Below are 20,074 nucleotides of genomic sequence, written 5' to 3' on the forward strand. Positions count from 1 at the left end.
ACAATTTTGTAATATAGGTACTGAAAAGTTCCTATTGTGCGGGGAAAGGAGTGACGGCTATGGCGAATGAAACCTTAACGAAGAAAAAATACAATATCTCGGTAGAAGCGACGCTGGAAGTGATCGGCGGGAAGTGGAAATGCGTCATTTTATGCCATCTGACGCACGGAAAGAAAAGAACGAGCGATTTGAAGCGGCTTATGCCAGGCATTACGCAAAAAATGCTGACGCAGCAGCTGAGGGAATTAGAAGAGGATGGGATTGTGCTTCGGAAAGTTTACAATCAGGTGCCGCCCAAAGTGGAGTATGAGCTCAGCGAGTACGGTTGGAGCCTCAAAAGCATCTTGGACTCCTTGTGCGCCTGGGGGGAAAGGCACATTATCCGGGAATACGGGAGCAAAGCGGCTGTGCTGGAGGACAATATTCTGAATAATCTCGACGATGCCGAGTCCGAAGAAAGCCAAAAGGAGCTTTCCGTCCTGTCAGGAAGATGACGGGAGGAAAGCTCCTTTCTTATACTAGAACAGCTCTTCGCGAATCTCATCGAGCGCGTAGCGGCTCACCGGCGCCGGCTCCCGGCTGATCCATTTGCCCTTCGTGAAGTCCGGAATCGCGACCGGCATGCTGCCGAGCGCGACGGATTCTTCCGACAGCACCGTGATCGCCATCCAGACCGCCGTGTCGTATACGTCGATCGGGGTTTGCGTTCCGTTCATGGCGCTCTCCGCGAACGCGCGAAGCACTAGATAGTCGATGCCGCCGTGGCCGTCGTTTTCGCTCGCTTTGTAATTTTTCCAGATCGGGTGGTCGTACTGCTCCCGATAGGCGTCGAACGACTCCCACTGGTGCTCCGGACTGCGCCCCTCGATATGGATCGAATTGTTGTCTTCCATCCACAGGCCCTTCGTCCCTTGTACGCGGCCCGCTCTGGAATATGGACGAGGCAGCGTCGTGTCATGGATGATCGAGATCGTCTCGCCGCCGGCGCACTTGATCATAGTAGTTACGATATCGCCTTGAGCCCAATCTAGTTTGGCCTTCGGATCGTTCTCGCCGAACCTCTCGGTCGCCCAATGCTTGATGCCGCGCGCCTTCGACGACATGGAGGTCAAGGTGACGAGACGGTTGCCGCGGTTGATCCGGAGCGTCTTCGACACCGGTCCGAGCCCGTGAATCGGGTACACCTCGCCGTTGCGGTTCAGGTAGTTGAGGAAGCGATTGTGCTTATTCACATCGCCCATCGCCACTTCCTGGCGCAGATCGTGCTCATAGCCGCATTGGGCATGGACGATCTCGCCCAGCAGCCCCTTCTTCACTATATTCATGACCGCCAGCTCGTCGCGGCCGTAGCAGCAGTTCTCGAGCAGCATACACGGCTTACCGGTCTGCTCCGACGTCCGTACGAGCTCCCAGCATTCTTCCAGCGAGGCGGCTCCGCCCACTTCGATGCCCGCGTATTTGCCGGCCCGCATCGCGGCGATCGCGATTTCCGTATGCGTCACCCAAGTCGTGGCGATAACGACCCCCTGGATGTCGGGACGGGCGAGCAGCTCGTGATAATTCGCATATCCGGCTGCTGTGCGTCCACGTTCCTGTACTAGGCTTAAGCCCAGCTCCAGCCGCTCTTCGAACGCATCGCTAACCGCGACAATTTCCACATCCTCCATATCCAGCAACAGCCCGAGCAGACCTCTGCCGCGTCCGCCCAATCCGATAACACCCAGTTTCACAGTCTTTTGCTGCTCTCCCATTGTAATCCGTCCTTTCGCCCCTGAGTGAATGATTCAGTGGCCCATAAGGCCTAATGATGATAGCTTTCGCACACATTCAATCATATACGAAATCATTCGGTCAATCAATGTTCAAAAAACAAACCTTCATTAGGAATTCAGATCAGCTTGACGGAAGGATTTCCTCAGACCTGGATCGAATTCATGCCTTGAGAGTAAACAAAGAGGGGAGGCTGCTCCATGTTCCATGACGATGGGCGCCGACTGATCATCAACGCGGACGACTTGGGGTTGTCGTCGGCGAACAACGAAGCGATCCTGATCTTGTTCGAGCAGGGTGCGATCACTTCCGCCTCGTTGATGGTTCCCTCGACTGGGCCGAAGTGTAAGTCGAGCAACAATTGCCGGTACCGAACAACCGAGGAGGCATTCACGAGATGGATAGTCATATGCTCAAAAGCTTTTACGATCAAGTCGGGGAATCGAACGGATGGGATTTCAGCCGGCTGTCGGTCACTTCCGAAGGGGAGCTATGGGAGTTCTACGAGGAAGCGAGGCGCGAGTGCAAGCCGACGGATCTCCTGCTGGACATCGGGACCGGCGGCGGGGAACGTTTGCTTACGATCGCGGATGCGGTTCATCTGATCGTCGGAATCGATCAGTCGGCGGGTATGATCCGTACCGCTCAAGCCAACTTGCAGCGCGACGGACATCCGCATGTACGTTTTTGCAGGATGGATGCCGAGCGGCTGGATTTTCCCGCCTCCTTCTTTCAGGTAGTGTCATGCCGCCAATCTCCATTTGATGCCCGAGAGGTCCACAGAGTGCTAGCCCAGGACGGTGTGTTTCTCACCCAGCAAGTCGCGGAGGACGACAAGCGGAATCTGAAGCAAGCTCTGGGTCGAGGACAAGGTGCAGATACGGAACCCGGGAGCTTACGGGACCGTTACGCGGCCATGCTCGCCGTCTTTGCCACCTACGAGGACCTCGTTTTTCTGCTGAAGCATACGCCGATCGTGCCGGGCTTCGGGGAGTGTGAAGAGGATTTCGACCGGCTGCATGCGTTCATCGAGCAAAACCGGACTGACCGCGGGATTCAGACGAACTCGAAACGTTTCATGATTGTAGCCCGTAATTGAGGGAGAGCGAGAATTCCATAAGGGACCAAATGGATGAAGCCGGAGCGCGAGTTCTGGACGTTCACGTCCCTCCCGAGGTGAGCCATGTTAACCTTTATAACGGAGATTCCCACGGATCGCGCGATTAACGGCGTGCATTGCATTCCGGTTCTGGACAATGGCACGATGATGATGGTGTGGGACAAAGAGGAGCAGGTGCTCGACGATCGGCGGTCGGCTGGAGCCGGGCGAATCGATTCAGGAAGCGCTGGAGCGAGAGGCTTACGAAGAAGCCGGGATCGAGCTCGCCGAGGAGCGGATCCTGTTCGCCTGCTGGCAATGGCCGCAGTTCAACGCGTACCGCCTCTACTACTTGACGAAGGTCAAGCGGTTCGTGGAGCGGCCTTTCGAGTCAGAGACGACCGGTTATGTCATCATGAACTTCCAGACCGCCCTCGAGATGATCGCCAAAATCGAAGGCCGTCCCGAGCGAATCGCCGTCGTGCGGAGAGCGGGTGTGTTGGTCGGGGCGCTGAAGGAGGACGCCGGCAACGGTGTCTAATGATGAGCGGGGACCAAGATTCGACAGCGCATCGGATCTGGGCCCCAGGTCTCAGGTTGCTTCTCTTTTCTGAAGTCGCTACTTCTTGGCCGCTTTCGCGTCGTTCACGGCTTTATTGCCCGCCTCTTCCTGTTCCCGACTGGCCGTATTCATGTCCTTCTTGTTCAAGCCCATTTCTTTGGCTACATTGTCGATATAGGTGCCGGCAATGCCTTCCCACTGAGAATAGTCGGGCAGAATTGCAGGTGCGACCTTGAAGACGCCCTTCAGGTTTTTGCCTTCGAACGCTTTGGATTTTTGTGCGAACATTTCTTTGATCTTCGGATCCTTGAGCGGCGTGATACGGCCGTTCTTCGTCAGCTCCTCCTGGAACTTCGGATCCAGCATGGTCATCAACACCCGGTAAGCGGCTTCCTTATTTTTGCCCGCCTTGTTGACCGCGAGCATATGGAAGTCGACAGGCGCGCCGATCGTCGGACGTTCCTTGACGACCGGGAATGCGGCGATATCCCAATTGAACGCCGGCTTGTTCTTGGTTGTGTCGATGGCAATTCCAGCAACCCAGTTGACCTGCATGGCGGTTTTTCCTTCGTAGATGGCAGTGGGGTTAATATTGTTGCCCTGAATAAATCCCGGAATGTCGTAAAACTTTTGCAGCAGGGAATACGCATCCTTATGTTTATCCGTCGACAACACGATTTTCTCGTCCTTCGGATCGGCGATCGGGGCGCCGAATTGCTTGAGCAGTGTTTTGACGCTGTTGGGCGAACCGCCGATGTACTGCGTTCCGCCATCCTGGCGGGTCAGCCGCTTGGAGATATCGAGATATTCATCCCACGTTATGACATCCTTCGGATAAGGCACGTTGAACTTGTCGAAAAGATCCTTGTTGTAGATCATCGCCCCGTAGTTCATGCCGAACGGCAGGCCGTATATTTTTCCTTTGCCGATCCCTTTCAGCACTTCGACGATGCTCGGCTCGATCGCGTTGAGGTCGATGTTATACTTCTTGATCGTCGGGTCCAGCTCCTCAGGGTAATCGACGTCCATATATTCTCTAAGTCTCGCGTTGCTCACCGCCACCAGATCGGGAGGGGTGCCTCCGGCAAGCAGCTTGTCGAGATTCGTTTCTTTGGTCAGCTTCAAGGTGATGTCCGGATATTTCGCCTTCACCGGCTTGGCGAAGTATTCGTCGAACTCCTCCTCCGTGAGACCGGTGTTCCGGTCCTGAACGAGCAGCTCTACGGGGCCGCCGGTGTATTTGTCGGGGGCGGGAGTGGCCGTGACCGTCGCTGTTCCGCTCGTCGGAGCCGGAGTCGGGGACGAAGTGGTGGCGCTTTCATTTTTCGCGCAGCCGGTGAAGATGGATGCAACCAGCGCGGAGGCCAGGATCAATCCGGAAAATTTGTTTGCTTTTTTCAACTTCTGTACCACCTTTCAATAAAATGGGCTAAAAGCCAACTCAAGGTATGTGTACAAGGCATTGCACGAGTTAAGGCGATAGGCCTCTCCTCCCGTATGTAGTGAAAACCAACCTTTCAAGTTGAAATGGCGTAAGGGCTATAAGGATATGCTACCGTTGGAACTGTAAATGGACAGAAGGCGTACCGAGTTGGTGAAATGGTTTCTCAAAACCGCTTGGTTAATAGGGGGAAAGCGTCTGGATGGCACCGAGAAGATACAAGTGTTAGTTGGACTTCCCTTATACGAAAAAGGCATCAGTTAAACGCAGGGGGATGTTCAGATAGAATAATAATATATTTTATATGTCATTTAGTCAATATATCATTTATGGCATATTTAATCGATTATTGTCGATCATGATGGAAAATAAGATGCAAAAAAAGCCAAACCGATATCCAAGGGTCGGACAGCGGTCTGGCATTCGGATCTGCGCTCGTTATCGAACCGGCTGCCGCACCGGGCCCGTCGTCTCGCGGACGACCAAATTCGGCCGGAGCGTCACTTTCCTGTAATCCTTTGGCAGTATGGGCAAGGCAGGCTTCAGCAGCTCAAGCAGAATTTCGGCCGCTCTCATTCCCATCTCCTCCTCCGACTGGGCGATGTGCGTGAAGATTTCGAAATCGTCATATCCTGAGGAAGGATCGTCAAAGGTCACGATCGAAACGTCTTCCGGAACGCGCAAGCCGATTTGCTTTGCCAGCCTGTATAGCTTAACCCCGAGCCTCGCGTTCAGCGTGATGTAGGAGGTAACCAGCCCGCTTCGCATATAGCGGTATAGCGGATTGCTTTCATCCGTGCGCTTGGAGTCGATTTGTAAATCGCTCAGAATATGCGCCGGGTTGATCATCGCTCCCCGTTCTTTGAGCGCCTCCATGTAGCCTGAGATCCGCTCCTCCACCGTAATGGTGGACAGGGGCGAGTCGGTGCAGATGGCGATTTCCCGGTGTCCCAGCTCCCATAGATGGGAAACCGCAAGCTTCGCCCCGGCCGGACTGTCCGACCGGACAAAATGCGTTTCAACTCCGGGCAAGTTCCGATCGATCAGAATGAACGGATAGTTGCGCACCTTTAACGCCAATATTTCGTCGTTGTAGGTTTCGGCGTCGATCGGGAAAATGAGCAGCCCGGCCGCCCCCATCGCGATCAGCTCCCGGATCGCCTCCTCTTCCTTCTCCTTGGAGTTGTGCGTGAGCGCGATCAACACATAATAATCGCTGTTATTCAATACCCGGCATATGCCCCGATTCAGGCGAATGGCGAAAAAATCGTTCATGGAGGGCAATACGAGTCCGATCATCCGCCGTCTAGGCGTTTGCTGCGCTTCGGCCCTTAGCGTTCGTCCGGCCGCTTGAAACGTACCCGGCTCCGTCATCTCCGCCTGCATGTTGCCCGTTTCGCTTCGGACAAGCTCGTGAACGCCTTCGTTCACGAAGCTGCCGCGACCGGGTTTGCGGTAGAGCCAGCCTTCCTTCGCCAGAATGGCAAGAGCGTTGGCCACCGTGATGCGGCTTACCTGAAACTGCTCCATCAATTCACGTTCCGAAGGGATTTTATCGTGCTCCTTCAATTGATTGAGGATGATCTTCTCTTTAATATAATGCTGAATTTGGGAATATAGCGGTACCCTCAATTGGATTCCTCCCGAGCTGACCATTAGGTATATTGCTATTATATCATTTATGTCATTATGGTCAACGAAAAAGGCCGAAGCCGCCGGCTCCAGCCATTTTATCCGATGCTGTCATTCCATTTTTAAGCCTGACCCTTCGATTCCGCGCCGCGAACTACCACAAAGCCGAGGTGCCGGCAGACACCGCTAATGCTCCGGCCCTCAGCACTTCATCGATCTCCTCTTGATTCCCGACCAGCCCGCCCGCAATAATCGGGAGCGGGGTCATATTCGTCAGCTCGCGAATGATGCGGGGCATAATCCCCGGCATCACCTCAATCGCGTCCGGCATGCTCTGTTCCACCGCCTTCATCCCACGCGTGACCGCGCTCCGGTCGATGAGGAATATCCGCTGAATCGCCATCAGCCGATGGTCCTTCGCCACCCGGATCAGGTTGCTCTTCGTGGAGATGATGCCGGTCGGCCGGACATGCTGGGCGAGATAGGCGACCCCGCTCCGATCCGCGGCGATCCCTTCGATAAATTCCATATGGATAAAGACATGCTTGCCGGCCGCCTTGACCTGGTCTACCAACTCCTTGATGTTGAAGATGGAGCCGGTGATCAGGAAGACGACGTTCACGGCGCTGCCTAACGCCCGGGCCAGATCCTCCTCGTTCTGTACGGCGGCTATGGTCTGATGCTCGATCAAATCGACGATCGGATACATGCGATCCCCCCTGTCGGCTAATGGCCTCATTATATCACAACCGGATTCAGAGATCGGCAACTTCCTTGATGCTCGGCAATATGTATTCCGGGCGGTTCACGTCCGCCAGCGCCATCTCCCGGGTGCTGATGCCGGTCAGCACGAGCACGGAGTGCATCCCCGCCTCGTTCCCCATCTTGATGTCCGTCTCGAGCCGGTCTCCGATCATGTAGCAGTGCTCGGGAGCCAGCCCGATCTGCTGCACGGCCGCCTCCGCCGCGATCGGCGACGGTTTCCCTACGATCAGATCGATAGGCTTGCCCGTGGCCGCTTCCAGCGCGGCGATGAACGTCCCGGTGTCCGGCAGCGTGCCGTCCTCGAGAGGACAGGTGGAATCCGGATTCGAAGCAATGACGACCGCTCCGCGCAAAATCGCCTGGTACACGACATTAAGCGTGTCGTAATTGAACCGCCTGTCCCAGGAGAGCACCACGTAAGCCGCCTCGTTCCCGTCCTCCGTTATGTCGATCCCATGTTGCCGAAGCTCTTCGCGGATCGGCTCTTCCCCAACGACATACACCTGTTGTCCCGGTCGAAGACACGTTTGCAAGTACCGCGCCACGATCAAGGAGGAGTTCAGCACTTCGTCGAGGGAAGCCGGAATGCCCATGCGCGTCAATTTCTCCACATAGGAGCTTCTAGTGGCGATCGGTTTGTTCGACAGGAACACCACCTTGTCCCCCCGCTCCCGGAGCCGACGGATCGCCTCCGCCGCCCCTTCGATGGCTTTATCGCCCAAATACACCGTTCCATCCAAGTCGAAAATATAACCTTTCATCGTCAGCCTCCCATTTCCCATACCCCACAAAGTGACGTGTGCCTTCGGAGCTTATTCCTACTACTTTGCGGGGACCCCGAAATTAAATAAAGTGATAAAACAAAAACCCTTATCCGCGTGTAAACAAATCCCCGCCTGGAAGCGAAAATCGGTTTACGGATAAGGGTTACTCTGTGGACTCAAACCTTTTACCGCATTTGTTGTTGTATCGAATTATAGGGCATGGTGAATCCGATTGTCAATCGGAGCAATCAGATTACACGTCGAACATTTGCAGCCGCTTGTTCAGCGCACCGCGCGGCACGCCGAACGCTTCGGCGCGTTTCATATGCACGGGAGCCCCGCGTACGATCTTAAGCGCGCTGTAATATTCGATGTACGGCCAGCCGGTCTCGCCGCGGGCGAAAGCGTATTGGCTGAGCGCCTTCAGCCACGTCTCGTACGCGTCCTCCGGGATGTCGATGAACACTTGCGGCTCGAAGTCGTCGGCGTCCTCCCAGTTGTCGGTGTAGTACATTTTCCGGGCGAAATGGTTCGGCAGCTCGCGCTCGATGTTCTTCAGAGCCGCGTAGAATTGCGCGTCCTGCACGATATAGTGCGTGCGGGAATGGTCCATATGCATGCTGTTCTTCCAGTGCGTGATCAGGATGTCCGGCTTCACCTCGCGGATGACGTCGGCCACCTGATACTTGATCTCGTCGTTCAGCGGCAGCTCGGCGTCCTTGTAGTTGAAGAACCGGACGTCCGCCCCGATGATGTCGGCGAACTTGTGCGCTTCCTCGATCTTCTGCTTCGCATACTCGGCCGGGGTCAGCTTTTGATGCCCCTTCTCGCCCGGCGTCAAGTGCAGCAAGGTGACCTTATGCCCTTCCTGGACGTACTTAGCCAGCGTAGCGCCGGCGCACAGCTCCATATCCCCGGCATGGGCGCCGATAGCCAAAATGTGTGATTTCTTTTGCTCTGTGCTCATGATGTAGGTTCACTCCTTCTTCATCCGCCGTTAGTTGGACGGCTGGCTCAGTTTCATGACGTGGAAGCTGCGGGTGATGGAGAAGCCCGCTCGCTTGTAGAGATAGCCTGCAGGTGTCGTCTCGCCGGTCCACAGGAACCAGGCTCCGTGCAGCCCCTGGGCACGCATTAGGGCGAGGCAGTCGTACAACAGAATTTTGCCGAGGCCTTTGCCCTGCTGCGACGGATCGACGCCGAACGGCCCGAACCGTTCCTTCACGCCCTCGTAGCCGCCGTGCAGGCAGAAGCCGACGAGCTTGCCCTGCTCGTCGCGGGCGATCAGGATACTCGACAGCGGCAGCCCTTGCAGGACGCCCTCGCGGATCGCGCGGCCCCAGTCGGGGTTGAACACGTTCGTAGCGAATTGGATGACCTCATACAGGTCGCCGTCCTTCGCGGTGTCGAAGGAGTAGCCCTCGTCCAGGCGCTGCTGCTTCAGCTGCTCGACGTCCACCGGCGTGTCATGATCGACAAGTGAGTAATCCATAGCGATCGGCGAATAGAGCCGGGCGAAGCCTTGGCTTTGCAGGAATGCGTACCCAGCTTGGTAATTTTTCTCGTCGATGCCCGGCACGATGTAATTCGGCGCGTAGGAGGCGAAGAAAATGTTCTTCCGCCCCTGCTCGCGCAGGAACGCGACGGCCTCGCTCATCAAGCGCGACGCGACGCCTTGGCGGCGATGCTCCGGCGCGACGAAGAAGAACGGGATCCAGCCGTTGTCCGGCTCAAGCTCCGTCCCGTGCATGGGCAGCAGCCGGCGCACGGCGTATACGCAGCCAATGACGCGTCCGGTCTCGTCGCTAGCCACCCGCAAGCCCTGCGGATCGAAATTCGCGTCCAGCAGCACGAGGTTGCGGAAACGGGTCGGCGTAACCGGGTCCTTCGTCAAGCAGCGGTTCCAGAGGGTGACGAGCTCACGCTCATCCCCCGGTTCATACGAGCGGTAAGTAAGCATATAGCGGTTCAACTCCTCGATTTTAGTAAGGGAAAGCGAGCTTCCCCATCACCGTCGGGCGATCCGCCCCCGTCGCGGAGGGCAGGTTGTTCGGAATGCCGTGAATGAGATTGTTGGCGAAAATAGCGAACGCGACGGCTTCCTTCGCATCTCCAGAGATGCCGAGCTCATCGGAGGTCAGGATGCGCTGCCCGGGCAGCCGCTCGGCGATCATCCGGAGCAGCGTCTTGTTGTGCGCGCCGCCGCCGGAGACGTACACTTCCTCGATCGCCATATGCGGCAGCACGAAGTCGCGGTAGCTCTGGTAGATCGAGTACGCGGTGAAGGCGGTGAACGTCGCGACGATGTCCGCGTCGCTCAAGCCCTTGGCCTGCATGCGCCCGATCCAGTCGAGCGCATACGCTTTGCCGAACAGCTCCCGGCCGGTCGACTTCGCCGGCTTGCGCGCGAAGTACGGATGGCTCATCATCTGTTCGACGAAGCCGGTGTCGGCCCGGCCCCGGGCCGCCCATTCCCCGCCGGCGTCATAGCTGTGCGCCCCGCCGGACAGCGTGTAGACGGCCTGGTCGATCAACATGTTACCCGGCCCGGTATCGAAGGCGACGACCTGCTCCGGCCGGCCGTCGGCCGGGATCGCGGCGCAGTTGCCGATGCCGCCGATGTTCTGGGCGATCCGCCCCTTGGCGGCGTCGCGGAACAGGATGAAGTCGCCGTACGGCACGAGCGGCGCGCCCTGTCCACCCACGGCCATATCGGCCGTGCGGAAGTCGCCGACGACCGGCTTGCCGGTCGACTTGGCGATCACCGAGAGGTCGCCGATCTGCAGCGTCGAACGGACGAGCGTCGGATCGGCCGGATCGTCCTCCGGAATGTGCCAGATCGTCTGGCCATGGGAACTGACGAGATCGATGTCGTCCATCGTGAGACCCGCATCCGCCACAGCCTGCCGCACCGAGTCGGCAAGCACATGTGCCATGCGGAAGTTCATGCCGCACACCTGCGCGACGTCGGACCGTTCGATGCTGCACAGGTCTTTGATTTTCTCCCGCAGTTCATTGTCGTACGGGGTCGAGGTGAAATGCACCAGCTCGACCTTGGAGTCGAGGCCGCTGCCTTCGATGCGGACGATCGCCGCGTCGACGCCGTCGAGCGAGGTGCCGGACATCAAGCCGACGATGAGCCGGCTCGGTTTGTTCAGAATGTTCCCTAGCATGTTAAGCTTCGCCTCCCCAGCCTGCCGGATATAGATCGCCGATCGAGACCGGCAGCTTGCCCCGGGCCGGAATGCGCCCGAGCAAATGCTTCGCCGCCGACTGCAACGCTAGCGGCCGCGATTCGTACACGGCGATATAGGCCGGTACGTCCGGCACCTGCAGCAGGTCGTACGGGTTGCGCAGCGCCACGACGACCGGTTTCTTGCCCAGGGCGAGCAGCCGGTTCACGAGCTCGCCCTGCGTGGGGTGGAACGCGGCGTTGTACGTGCCGACGACGATCTGCTCGTAGCCGCGGGCGAGCTCGACGAGCGCGTCCACCTGCGCCGCGAGCTCGGCCAGCGGCACGACGCGCTCTTCGACGGCGGCGGCGCCTTGCGCCCGCAGCGCGCGGCCCAGCGTCGTCGGCGCGGCGTACGCCTCATCGACCTGCGACACCGCCGCCGGCGTCACGCCGAGCGCGAGGGTCGGCCGGTCGGCCGCGAGCGGCAGCACGCCGCCCTCGGCGCGCACGCGCGTGACGCTCGCCTCGCTCAGCGCGCGCGCCGCCTCGGCGTGCTCGCGGCCGCCGACGCGGGCGAACGCGTCGCCGGCTGTCGGCGCCGCCGCTTGCGCAGCCACGGCCTCGGCCGTCACGCCGCGCCGGCGCTTCAGCGCGAGCAGCCGGCGCACGGACGCGTCGAGCCGCGCCTCGGTGAGGCGGCCGCTCGCGACGGCCTCCGCCACCGCCTCGATGACGGCGTACTGCAGGTCGTGGCGGTGGCTCAGGAGCACCATGTCGGCGCCGGCTTCGATCGCCATGACCGCTGCCTGCACCGTGCCGTAATGGACGGCAATGGCGTTCATCTCCATACAGTCGGTCATGATGACGCCGTCGTAACCGAGCTCCTCGCGCAGCAGTCCGGTCAGGACGCGGCGGGACAGTGTGGCCGGCAGCCGGTCAGGCTCGAACGCCGGGAAATAAATGTGCGACGACATAATCGAGTCGACGCCCGCTTCGATCGCCCGCCGGAACGGCACAAGCTCGACCCGATCGATCCGCTCCCGGTCGTGATGAATCGTCGGCAAGTCGAGATGCGAATCGACGTCCGTATCGCCGTGGCCGGGAAAATGCTTGGCCGCCGCCACGACGTCCGCGTCCTGCAGCCCGCGAATCGCCTGCGCACCGAACTCGGCGACCCGCTCCGGCGATTCGCCGTAGGAGCGCACGCCGATGACCGGGTTGTTCGGGTTGATGTTCACGTCGAGATCGGGCGCGAAGTTCAAGTTGATACAGAGCGCCCGCAGCTCCTGACCGGTGATGTTCGCGGCCTGATATGCGGCCTCGGCCGTTCCGCCGGCGGAGATCGCCATATTGCCCGGCATAAGCGCCACGCCTTCGGTCAGCCGCGCCACCATGCCGCCCTCCTGGTCGATCGAGATCCAGAGAGGCTCCGTGCCCGCGTCCTGGGCGGCCTGCTGGAGCTGCGCGTTCATCCGTGCGACCTGCTCGTTGTCACGCACATTGCGCGCGAACAGGATGACGCCGCCGATCGCATGCTCGCGGATAAGCCGCAAGATGTCTTCATTCGGCATATAGCCGTCGAAGCCGCATTGCAGCAGCTGGCCGATCTTCTGCCGCAGCGTCCAGTTCGTCAAATCTATCTGTTCCATATTACCGGCTTGCCTCGCTTCCAGTCATGGGATATAGCAAATACGGGGCGCGCTCCTGTTTCCAGGCTTCCGCTTCGGCGGCCCAATCGTGCACGAGCTGCCTCAGACCGGCTTCCTCGTGGAGTGTAGTCCGCACTCTGTCGCTGCCGGTCAGGTAGTCGATGAAGTTTTTGCGCCCCTCCTTGAACGGAGGAATCCACTCGAACTTGTCTCCATACATACGGATCACCGTATGCAGGAGGTGCAGCGCGCTCTCCAGCGGTTTGTAGGCTTCAGGATCGGTGACGAACGTATGCACCCCGTTGCACAGCGCGCCTTGATGCTTGGAGAACATCGGCGTGAACGTCACGGGATGGAAGTGCACGCCCGGCAACCCGAGCGCGTTCACTTCCCGGCTCAGCTCGTCCCCGTCGATCCAAGGTGCGCCAATTTGTTCGAACGGCTTCGTCGTGCCCCGGCCCTCGGACAAATTCGTGCCCTCGAACAAACAATTGCCCGAATAGACGCGCACCGTATCCATCGTCGGCATATTCGGCGACGGCATGAGCCAAGGCAATCCGGTATCCGGATATTCCATGTCGCGGCTCCATCCGGACAGCGGTACGACGTGCAGGTCGCAGCGGCGTTCCTGCCGGTCGTTCACATATCTCGCGAATTCCCCGATCGTGAGCCCGGTACGGAACGGAACGGTCCAGCTCCCCACCATGGACTCGAAGCCCGCTACGAGCAGACCACCTTCCACCACTTCCCCGCCCAGAGGATTCGGCCGATCGAGCACGACGAACGGTTTGCCCGCCGCCGCGCACGCTTCCATCATGTAGAGCATAGTGGTCATATAAGTATAAAAGCGAACGCCCAGGTCTTGGATGTCGAACAGCACCACATCGACCGGCTCCAACATCTCGGGCGTCGGTTTCTTAATTTTGCCGTACAAGCTAATGACCGGAATGCCGAGCCGCGGATCGGTCTCGTCCTCGAACAGCACCCCCGCCTGACGCTCCCCGCGGATGCCGTGCTCGCACGCATACAGCGCCGCCAGCGTAACCGAAGGGATGCTCGCGCATACGTCGATCGTCGACACGAACTCGCGATTGATCCCCGTCGGATTCGTCAGCAGACCAATACGTTTCCCATTCAAATGACTCGCTGCCCATTCCGGCAGCTGGTCCGCCCCGGACCGGACTTGCCCCTGTTTCCCCTTGGTCATCTCCTGATTCCTCCTCGACTTAAGTGTGAAAAAAAATAACGGCGTTTCGGAGCGATGGTCCGGGCTCCAAGGGACGGCCGTCCTCCCGAAGCCTGTTAGATGCGCTTGAAAAACCGTTATCCGTAGTTGCCGCCGAAACATGCCTCCGGTCAGCGCCAAGCGGCCAGCGTCGGGTCCGAGCCGCGGTCTGCCGCGAGACCGTTCGTCCGTTCCTCCGTCCGGGTATCGCCTGAGCCGCGGTCCGCATCATGATCCCGAATCAAATTCGCCGTCAGCATATTCAGGTAAATTCCGATCATACCTACATACAAGCCCGCGAACCCTACGATCGTGATGCCGAGCACCACCGTCAGGCAGACGATCTGAATGAACGCCCCGATCGTATACATCGGATTCGCGATGAACAGCTTAAAGCTCCGCCCGATCGCGGCGAACACGCCCATCCCCTCCTGGACGACGAGCGGCAGCGTGTACACCTGCGAGACGAGCACCATCGCGATAAAATAAGTCTGGAAGACGGCGAGCGCATACGCTCCGGCGCCGCTCTTCCCGCCGTAATACCACCAGGAAGCGATCAGGATAAGCACGAAAACGGCAAGCATCGCGCCGAACACGACCGAGGCGCCGTAGAACTTAACTGCACCCTTCCACATGGCGCTGAGCTTCGCCTTCTCGCCCTTCAGCATTCTGTGCGAAGCATACAACACGCCGGTGAGGAGCGGGACATAGAACAGAACGGCGCATACCACCGCTACCGCTATGGGCAGGAAGAAGACGAAGGGCAGCAGCACAAGCGACGTCACGATGCTGAACAACGCCACCGGTACGATTTCCCGGTACACCTGCACCCCGGATTGCGCTACGATTTGACTTAGCTTTTTCATCTCGACTCCCCCTTGGGTAATGGCTGCTCCGTCCTGCGCCGCTCTCCCGTACCGACTTAATACGGAATGCGAACTTCAGTCTTAGGATCGAAGAAAGTGAGCTTGCTGCGGTCGACGACGAACGTTTTCATCTGGCCGACCCGCGCTTCCGTCTCCGGATTGACGCGTGCGGTGATCATCCGGCTGCCGATCCGGAAGTACAGCAGATTCTCCGCGCCCAAGTTCTCGATAACTTGGATTTGCGCTTGCAGCGTATGGTCCTTCGACACATTAGGGGCGAAATCATCGCCATAAATGTGCTCCGGCCGGATGCCCATGACGACTTCCTTGCCTTCGTAGTTCTTCAATGCCGCCGCCATGGCGTCGGTGAGCGCGAAGGACGCGCCCTCGATGACGGCCTTGCCTCCTTCGATGCGGGTGTCGATGAAGTTCATGGCCGGCGAGCCGATGAAGCCCGCGACGAACATGTTGTTCGGCTTGTTGTACAGTTCCGTCGGCGAGGCGATCTGTTGAATCGCGCCCTTGTTCATCACGACGATCCGTTCGCCGAGCGTCATCGCTTCCACCTGGTCATGCGTCACATAGACGATCGTGGCGCCCAGCCGCTTGTGCAGCTCCGCCAGCTCGACGCGCAGCTGCACACGCAGCTTCGCGTCCAGGTTGGACAGCGGCTCGTCGAACAGGAACACCTTCGGGTCGCGCACGATGGCCCGGCCTACGGCCACGCGCTGGCGCTGACCGCCGGACAGCTCGCTTGGCTTGCGGTCCATCATCTCTTCGAGACCCAGGATCGCCGCGGCGTCCTTGACCTTGCTCTCGATCTCGGCTTTCGGCCGCTTCAGATTTTTGAGCCCGAACGACAAATTCTCCTTGATCGTCATATGCGGATACAGGGCATAGTCCTGGAACACCATCGCGATGTCGCGATCCTTCGGATGCATGTCGTTGACGACGCGGTCGCCGATGATGATGTCGCCGCTCGTTTGGCGCTCGAGGCCGGCCATCATGCGGAGCGACGTCGATTTGCCGCAGCCGGACGGGCCGACGAAGACGACGAATTCTTTATCGTTGATAACGAAGTCGGAGCCGGTGACCGCCGTGAACTTCCCTCGTTTTGGATCCACGTACTCTTTGACAACGTTCTTAAACTCGACTCTAGCCACTTATGGGACCCTCCTCTTTCCTTTTATAACAACCCCCCCGCTCGCTGCGGGAGGACTTCCCTCCGGGATTTCGGTTGTTGCCTGCTCTCAAGGGTTTTGTTTTTTTAAAGGGTTAGGGCGAAGGTTAGAGGAAGGGAGTGGAGAAGCGAACGCGTCCTCCTTTGAAATCACGTTGCTCCATCTAAAAAATACAATCCCGCAACGTGATTTCAACAGAGGTCGGAACCCCTTCCTCTAACCGCAGCCTGCTTATGACCTTAAATTACCCCTTAACAGCACCAACCGTAATCCCCTGAAGGAAGTACTTCTGCAGCGAGAAGAACAATATGAACATAGGCAAAGCACCGATCGTAGCCCCGGCCATGATGGCCCCGAAGTCCGTCGCCTCCGCGAACCGGAAGCTCGCGAGACCGACCTGGATCGTCCGCATGCTGTTACTGCTCGTCACGAGGAGCGGCCAGAAGAACTCGTTCCAGTTCGCCACGAACGTGAAGATCGCGAGTACGGCGAGACCGGGCTTGGCCAAAGGCATAATGATTTTCCAGAAAATCCCGAACTCGCTGCAAGCATCGATCCGGGCCGCATGAATGAGCGACGTCGGCAGCGAGGACATATACTGCTTCATCAAGAAAATGTTCCCGACACTCGCGATGCCCGGCAAAATAATGGCGGTATACGTATTGCCCAAGTCAAACACATTGATCATCAGGACGTACAGCGGAATGAGCGTGACCTGAGCGGGAATCATCATAGTACTGAGCAAAATCCAGAAGATCGTCGTCCGTCCCGGGAACCTCAGCTTGGCGAACGCATAGCCGGCGAGCGAAGCGAAGAAGACGTTCGTCACCGTCAGCACGGACGAGACGAACAGCGAGTTGAACAGCCAGCGAACGGCCATCGTCTTGCCGAAGAACCGCTCATACGGAGCGAGCGACCAGACGGTCGGCCACCACTGGGGCTGGAACGAGGCGGACGCCTTGGAATCCTGGAACGAGCCGATAATCATCCAGTACAGCGGAACGATCGAGATGACGACCCACAGGAGCAGCACCGCCGCAGAGATAGTGATAAGAACCGTTTTGGATTTCGATTGCAACGTGCGCACCCCCTAGTATTCGATGTCCGACGAGAAGAACTTGAACTGAATGACCGAGACGACGATGATCATAGCCGCGAGCACGAACGATTGCGCCGAGGCGAGTCCGAAGTCCGAGAACTGGAACGCCGTCTGATAGATCAAGTAAGCGATCGTCGTCGTCGCGAAGTTCGGACCCCCTTGCGTCATCAAGTACACACTGATGAACACTTGGAACGAAGTGATTACCCCGGTCACGGTCAAATACAGGGTCGTCGGCTTGAGCAGCGGCCACGTAATTTTGCTGAACTTGGCCCATCCGCTCGCGTGATCGATGTCCGCCGCTTCGTACAGTGACTTGGGGATGCCGCCCATAGCGGCTAAGTATAAAATAATCCCGGCGCCGTGCGCGCCCAAGTAGCTCATCAGCATCAGGGAGAACAGCGCGGTACTCGATTGGCCCAACCAAACGGAAGGCTCGACCCCGAAGAATCCGAGCACTTTGTTGAGCAAGCCCGCCGGTGTCGGGTCGAAGATAGCCAGCCAGACGACCGAGATCGTCACGCCGGACGCAACCGCCGGCAAGTACAAGGCTGCCTTGAAGAACGTTTGGAAGCTGTTTTTCATTTGGAAAATAAAGAACGCCAGCACGAACGTAATGATGATGTTGACCGGAACGGTTCCGATCGTGAAGAGCACTGTATTTTTAATGGATTTCCAGAACACCGAATCCTGCAGCATGTAGGAATAGTTGTCCAGACCGATCCATTTCGATTTCAACACGTTATACCGCTGAAAGCTCATAATAAAAGCCGAAATGACCGGGTAAAGCGTAAAGACGACGAACAAGAGCAACGGAATCAAAATAAACAAGTAGGCCCATCCATAATCCTTCCAAAAGCGGGTAAAGGAAGAAGCGGCCGGTTTGGTCTTAGCTAGAGTGTTATCCACCAAAGGTTCCTCCATTCTCGCAATAACCCCGCTACGTTACGCAGGGCTCCGAAGGGTACACTCCATGTCGGGCGGGACCCCGGAGATCTTACAACCAAACGGGAGGCCGCCCTCGGAAGGGACGGCACCGTTCAGTCCGTAAACGAATCAGCAATCGAGATAAAACAAAATTTGAACTCTCAGTAAGAAAAGCTCCTGATGGAGCCTTCTCGGAGATGTCGTCGAATCCTTCTTTAGAGGAAGCTTTTCTTGCGAGCAGAAAGTTCAATTTCCGAGTCGGAAATTATACTTTCTTTACTCTTAAGAAAGAGGCCCAATATGCTCTTCATACTGGGCACTCTCCGGATTACTTAACTATTAGTTCGTTAAGCCCCAGATCAATTCCTCTTCCCAAGGGATAGGAATAACCTTCAGAGCTTAACTTCACGTTTAGGGAATTACTTGAGCATTTGCGTGCCTTTGGACTTCAGATCGTCCGCTGCGGCTTCCGGTGTTTTCTCTCCGGCCAGCAACGCTTGGAACGTCGGCTTCAGCACTTGCTCGCGGTATTGCTTCAGTTTAGCCGCTTTGTCGGCGTCGATCGTAAGCGATACGTTTACGGAAGCGTTGTTGCGCATATTCGTTGCGGCTACTACGTTTTCCGGCTTAGCCAGGCTCTTGCCTTCGAATGCTTTGGCTTGCGATTTGCGTACGAACGGAAGCGCGAGCTCGTTCGCGGAGTTACCGGCTTTGGCACCTGTCAGAGCTTCCATAACGAGGAAGGCGTTTTTAGCGTGTTGAGCGCCTTTATCGTTTTTCTGACGGAACATGATGTAGCCTTCGCCGCCGCCTGCAGTTTTGCCGTAACCGGAGATCCCGTCGCCGTGAGGAACCGGCAATTGGATGTACTCGATCTTCTCGCCTTGCACCTTGCCTGCATCGATGTCTTTGTTGCGGTTAGCGATCATGATGTCGTAGTAAGGGATCGCTTTACTGATAATCGCCGATTGACCGGCATAGAACATATCGGTCCGCTTGGCCGGAGTCAGAGCCCCGACTTCCTTCGGCATGTAGCCTTCTTTGCGCAGCGTATCGATGAACTTCAGCGTGTCGAGCATCTTGTTGTCGTTCCAGATGAAGTTGCCTTTCTCGTCTACTGCGTCTACGAGACCGTTTGCTTTGGACAGCATGTCGATGAAGTCCGTCGAGTTGTCCGTCGTAATCGCGTATTGCTGCGTACCGTTAGGCAGCTTCTTAGTCAGCTTCTTGGCGATGTCCAGGAACTCGGTCCAAGTCCAGCCTTTTTCTTGAATCTTCTTGTAGTCCACGCCCGCTTCGGTCAGGATGCGCTTGTTGCCGCCCCAGCCCCACAGCGATTGGTAGATCGGAATCCCGTATTGCTTGCCGTTCATTTGCATCGTTTCCAATGTGCCCGGCAGGAAGTCTTCTTTGATTTGAGGAGTCATATAGGAGTCCAGCGGCAGAACCAAGCCCGTGCTGACGTACGAACCGTTCAATGCGCCGAAGTACAGATCGGGCGGGTCGCCCGCGTTCAGCGCAACGTCGAATTTCTTAGGGCCTTCCGCCCAAGACATCACTTCATATTCCACTTTGATATGCGGGTATTGCTTGTTGAAATCAGCAACCAAATCTTTCATGTCATTCTCATAAGTACCATGAACCGGGTAAGTCCATACTTTCACCGTATCGGGCGTCGTGTCGACCTTCGTCGTGTCGCCGCCGGCTTGTGGCGTTTCTTCTTTCTTGCCGCACGCAGCGGTGACCGCCACGAGCACGAGGACCATGAACAGGGCGAGCCATTTGTTCATCTTCATCCTTCTAATTCCCCCTTGAGTTGAATGGTGTCAAGCATATGAGTTCAGTTTGCTTGGAAAACCGGCAAGTTATTCGCAACATTGGAAATACTACTGCGATCATGCGGTTTGCACCCTTGCCTC

The 20,074-nt window shown here is 57.5% G+C and carries 18 protein-coding genes and 2 pseudogenes; 5 read left to right on the top strand and 15 right to left on the bottom strand.

Annotated elements, in window-relative coordinates:
• The first annotated feature begins 59 nt into the window (after positions 1-59).
• On the top strand, positions 60-494 hold the full coding sequence (locus tag ACI5FR_RS24200; protein WP_405459172.1) for a winged helix-turn-helix transcriptional regulator: 435 nt from the start codon (positions 60-62) through the stop codon (positions 492-494).
• A 24-nt stretch (positions 495-518) separates the two neighbouring features.
• Here ACI5FR_RS24200 and ACI5FR_RS24205 read toward each other — a convergent pair whose 3' ends face one another.
• Positions 519-1,751: a Gfo/Idh/MocA family protein gene (locus ACI5FR_RS24205; protein WP_405459174.1), complete on the bottom strand. Its 1,233-nt coding sequence runs from the start codon at positions 1,749-1,751 to the stop codon at positions 519-521.
• 219 nt (positions 1,752-1,970) lie between these two features.
• Here ACI5FR_RS24205 and ACI5FR_RS24210 point away from each other — a divergent pair.
• From ACI5FR_RS24210 to ACI5FR_RS24225, 4 genes and pseudogenes are all read left to right on the top strand, one after another.
• Positions 1,971-2,090: pseudogene (locus tag ACI5FR_RS24210) on the top strand (ChbG/HpnK family deacetylase); the annotation flags it as partial.
• Between the two features lie 77 nt (positions 2,091-2,167).
• Positions 2,168-2,869, top strand: a complete 702-nt coding sequence (locus ACI5FR_RS24215) for a class I SAM-dependent methyltransferase (RefSeq protein WP_405459176.1) — start codon at positions 2,168-2,170, stop codon at positions 2,867-2,869.
• Positions 2,870-3,116: 247 nt separating this feature from the next.
• A pseudogene (locus tag ACI5FR_RS24220) lies at positions 3,117-3,242 on the top strand (NUDIX hydrolase); the annotation flags it as partial.
• A complete protein-coding gene (locus ACI5FR_RS24225; protein ID WP_405459178.1) occupies positions 3,243-3,410 on the top strand; it encodes a hypothetical protein in 168 nt (55 codons plus the stop codon). It begins immediately after the preceding pseudogene.
• 78 nt (positions 3,411-3,488) lie between these two features.
• On the opposite strand, the gene ACI5FR_RS24230 is transcribed toward ACI5FR_RS24225, so the two are convergent.
• The 14 genes from ACI5FR_RS24230 to ACI5FR_RS24295 form a co-directional block, all read right to left on the bottom strand.
• Entirely contained in the window at positions 3,489-4,832 is a 1,344-nt protein-coding gene (locus tag ACI5FR_RS24230; RefSeq protein WP_405459181.1) for an ABC transporter substrate-binding protein, read from the bottom strand.
• A 478-nt stretch (positions 4,833-5,310) separates the two neighbouring features.
• Entirely contained in the window at positions 5,311-6,504 is a 1,194-nt protein-coding gene (locus ACI5FR_RS24235; RefSeq protein WP_405459184.1) for a GntR family transcriptional regulator, read from the bottom strand.
• 154 nt (positions 6,505-6,658) lie between these two features.
• Positions 6,659-7,213, bottom strand: a complete 555-nt coding sequence (locus ACI5FR_RS24240; protein WP_405459185.1) for a glycerol-3-phosphate responsive antiterminator — start codon at positions 7,211-7,213, stop codon at positions 6,659-6,661.
• Positions 7,214-7,259: 46 nt separating this feature from the next.
• A complete protein-coding gene (locus tag ACI5FR_RS24245; RefSeq protein WP_405459187.1) occupies positions 7,260-8,030 on the bottom strand; it encodes an HAD-IIA family hydrolase in 771 nt (256 codons plus the stop codon).
• 256 nt (positions 8,031-8,286) lie between these two features.
• The gene (locus tag ACI5FR_RS24250; RefSeq protein ID WP_405459189.1) at positions 8,287-9,000 is read right to left on the bottom strand and encodes a PIG-L deacetylase family protein; all 714 of its coding nucleotides are present in this window, start codon (positions 8,998-9,000) and stop codon (positions 8,287-8,289) included.
• Positions 9,001-9,030: 30 nt separating this feature from the next.
• Complete coding sequence (locus ACI5FR_RS24255; protein ID WP_405459192.1) at positions 9,031-9,993, bottom strand: GNAT family N-acetyltransferase; 963 nt, start codon at positions 9,991-9,993, stop codon at positions 9,031-9,033.
• A 22-nt stretch (positions 9,994-10,015) separates the two neighbouring features.
• Positions 10,016-11,206 (bottom strand): anhydro-N-acetylmuramic acid kinase, encoded by a 1,191-nt coding sequence (locus ACI5FR_RS24260; RefSeq protein ID WP_405459194.1) that lies wholly within the window; start codon positions 11,204-11,206, stop codon positions 10,016-10,018.
• A gap of 1 nt (position 11,207) precedes the next feature.
• Complete coding sequence (nagZ, locus tag ACI5FR_RS24265) at positions 11,208-12,857, bottom strand: beta-N-acetylhexosaminidase (protein ID WP_405459196.1); 1,650 nt, start codon at positions 12,855-12,857, stop codon at positions 11,208-11,210.
• Between the two features lies 1 nt (position 12,858).
• The gene (locus tag ACI5FR_RS24270; protein WP_405459198.1) at positions 12,859-14,064 is read right to left on the bottom strand and encodes an exo-beta-N-acetylmuramidase NamZ family protein; all 1,206 of its coding nucleotides are present in this window, start codon (positions 14,062-14,064) and stop codon (positions 12,859-12,861) included.
• A 149-nt stretch (positions 14,065-14,213) separates the two neighbouring features.
• Positions 14,214-14,948, bottom strand: a complete 735-nt coding sequence (locus tag ACI5FR_RS24275) for a DUF2189 domain-containing protein (protein WP_405459201.1) — start codon at positions 14,946-14,948, stop codon at positions 14,214-14,216.
• A 56-nt stretch (positions 14,949-15,004) separates the two neighbouring features.
• A complete protein-coding gene (locus ACI5FR_RS24280; protein WP_405459202.1) occupies positions 15,005-16,111 on the bottom strand; it encodes an ABC transporter ATP-binding protein in 1,107 nt (368 codons plus the stop codon).
• A gap of 262 nt (positions 16,112-16,373) precedes the next feature.
• Positions 16,374-17,117: a carbohydrate ABC transporter permease gene (locus ACI5FR_RS24285; protein ID WP_405459333.1), complete on the bottom strand. Its 744-nt coding sequence runs from the start codon at positions 17,115-17,117 to the stop codon at positions 16,374-16,376.
• Between the two features lie 102 nt (positions 17,118-17,219).
• Entirely contained in the window at positions 17,220-18,137 is a 918-nt protein-coding gene (locus ACI5FR_RS24290; protein ID WP_405459205.1) for a carbohydrate ABC transporter permease, read from the bottom strand.
• Positions 18,138-18,574: 437 nt separating this feature from the next.
• Positions 18,575-19,951, bottom strand: coding sequence for an ABC transporter substrate-binding protein (locus ACI5FR_RS24295; RefSeq protein WP_405459207.1), 1,377 nt, complete (start codon positions 19,949-19,951; stop codon positions 18,575-18,577).
• Positions 19,952-20,074: the final 123 nt, after the last annotated feature.

It is taken from the genome of Paenibacillus sp. HJGM_3, assembly GCF_045062745.1.
Taxonomy (GTDB): domain Bacteria; phylum Bacillota; class Bacilli; order Paenibacillales; family NBRC-103111; genus Paenibacillus_AA.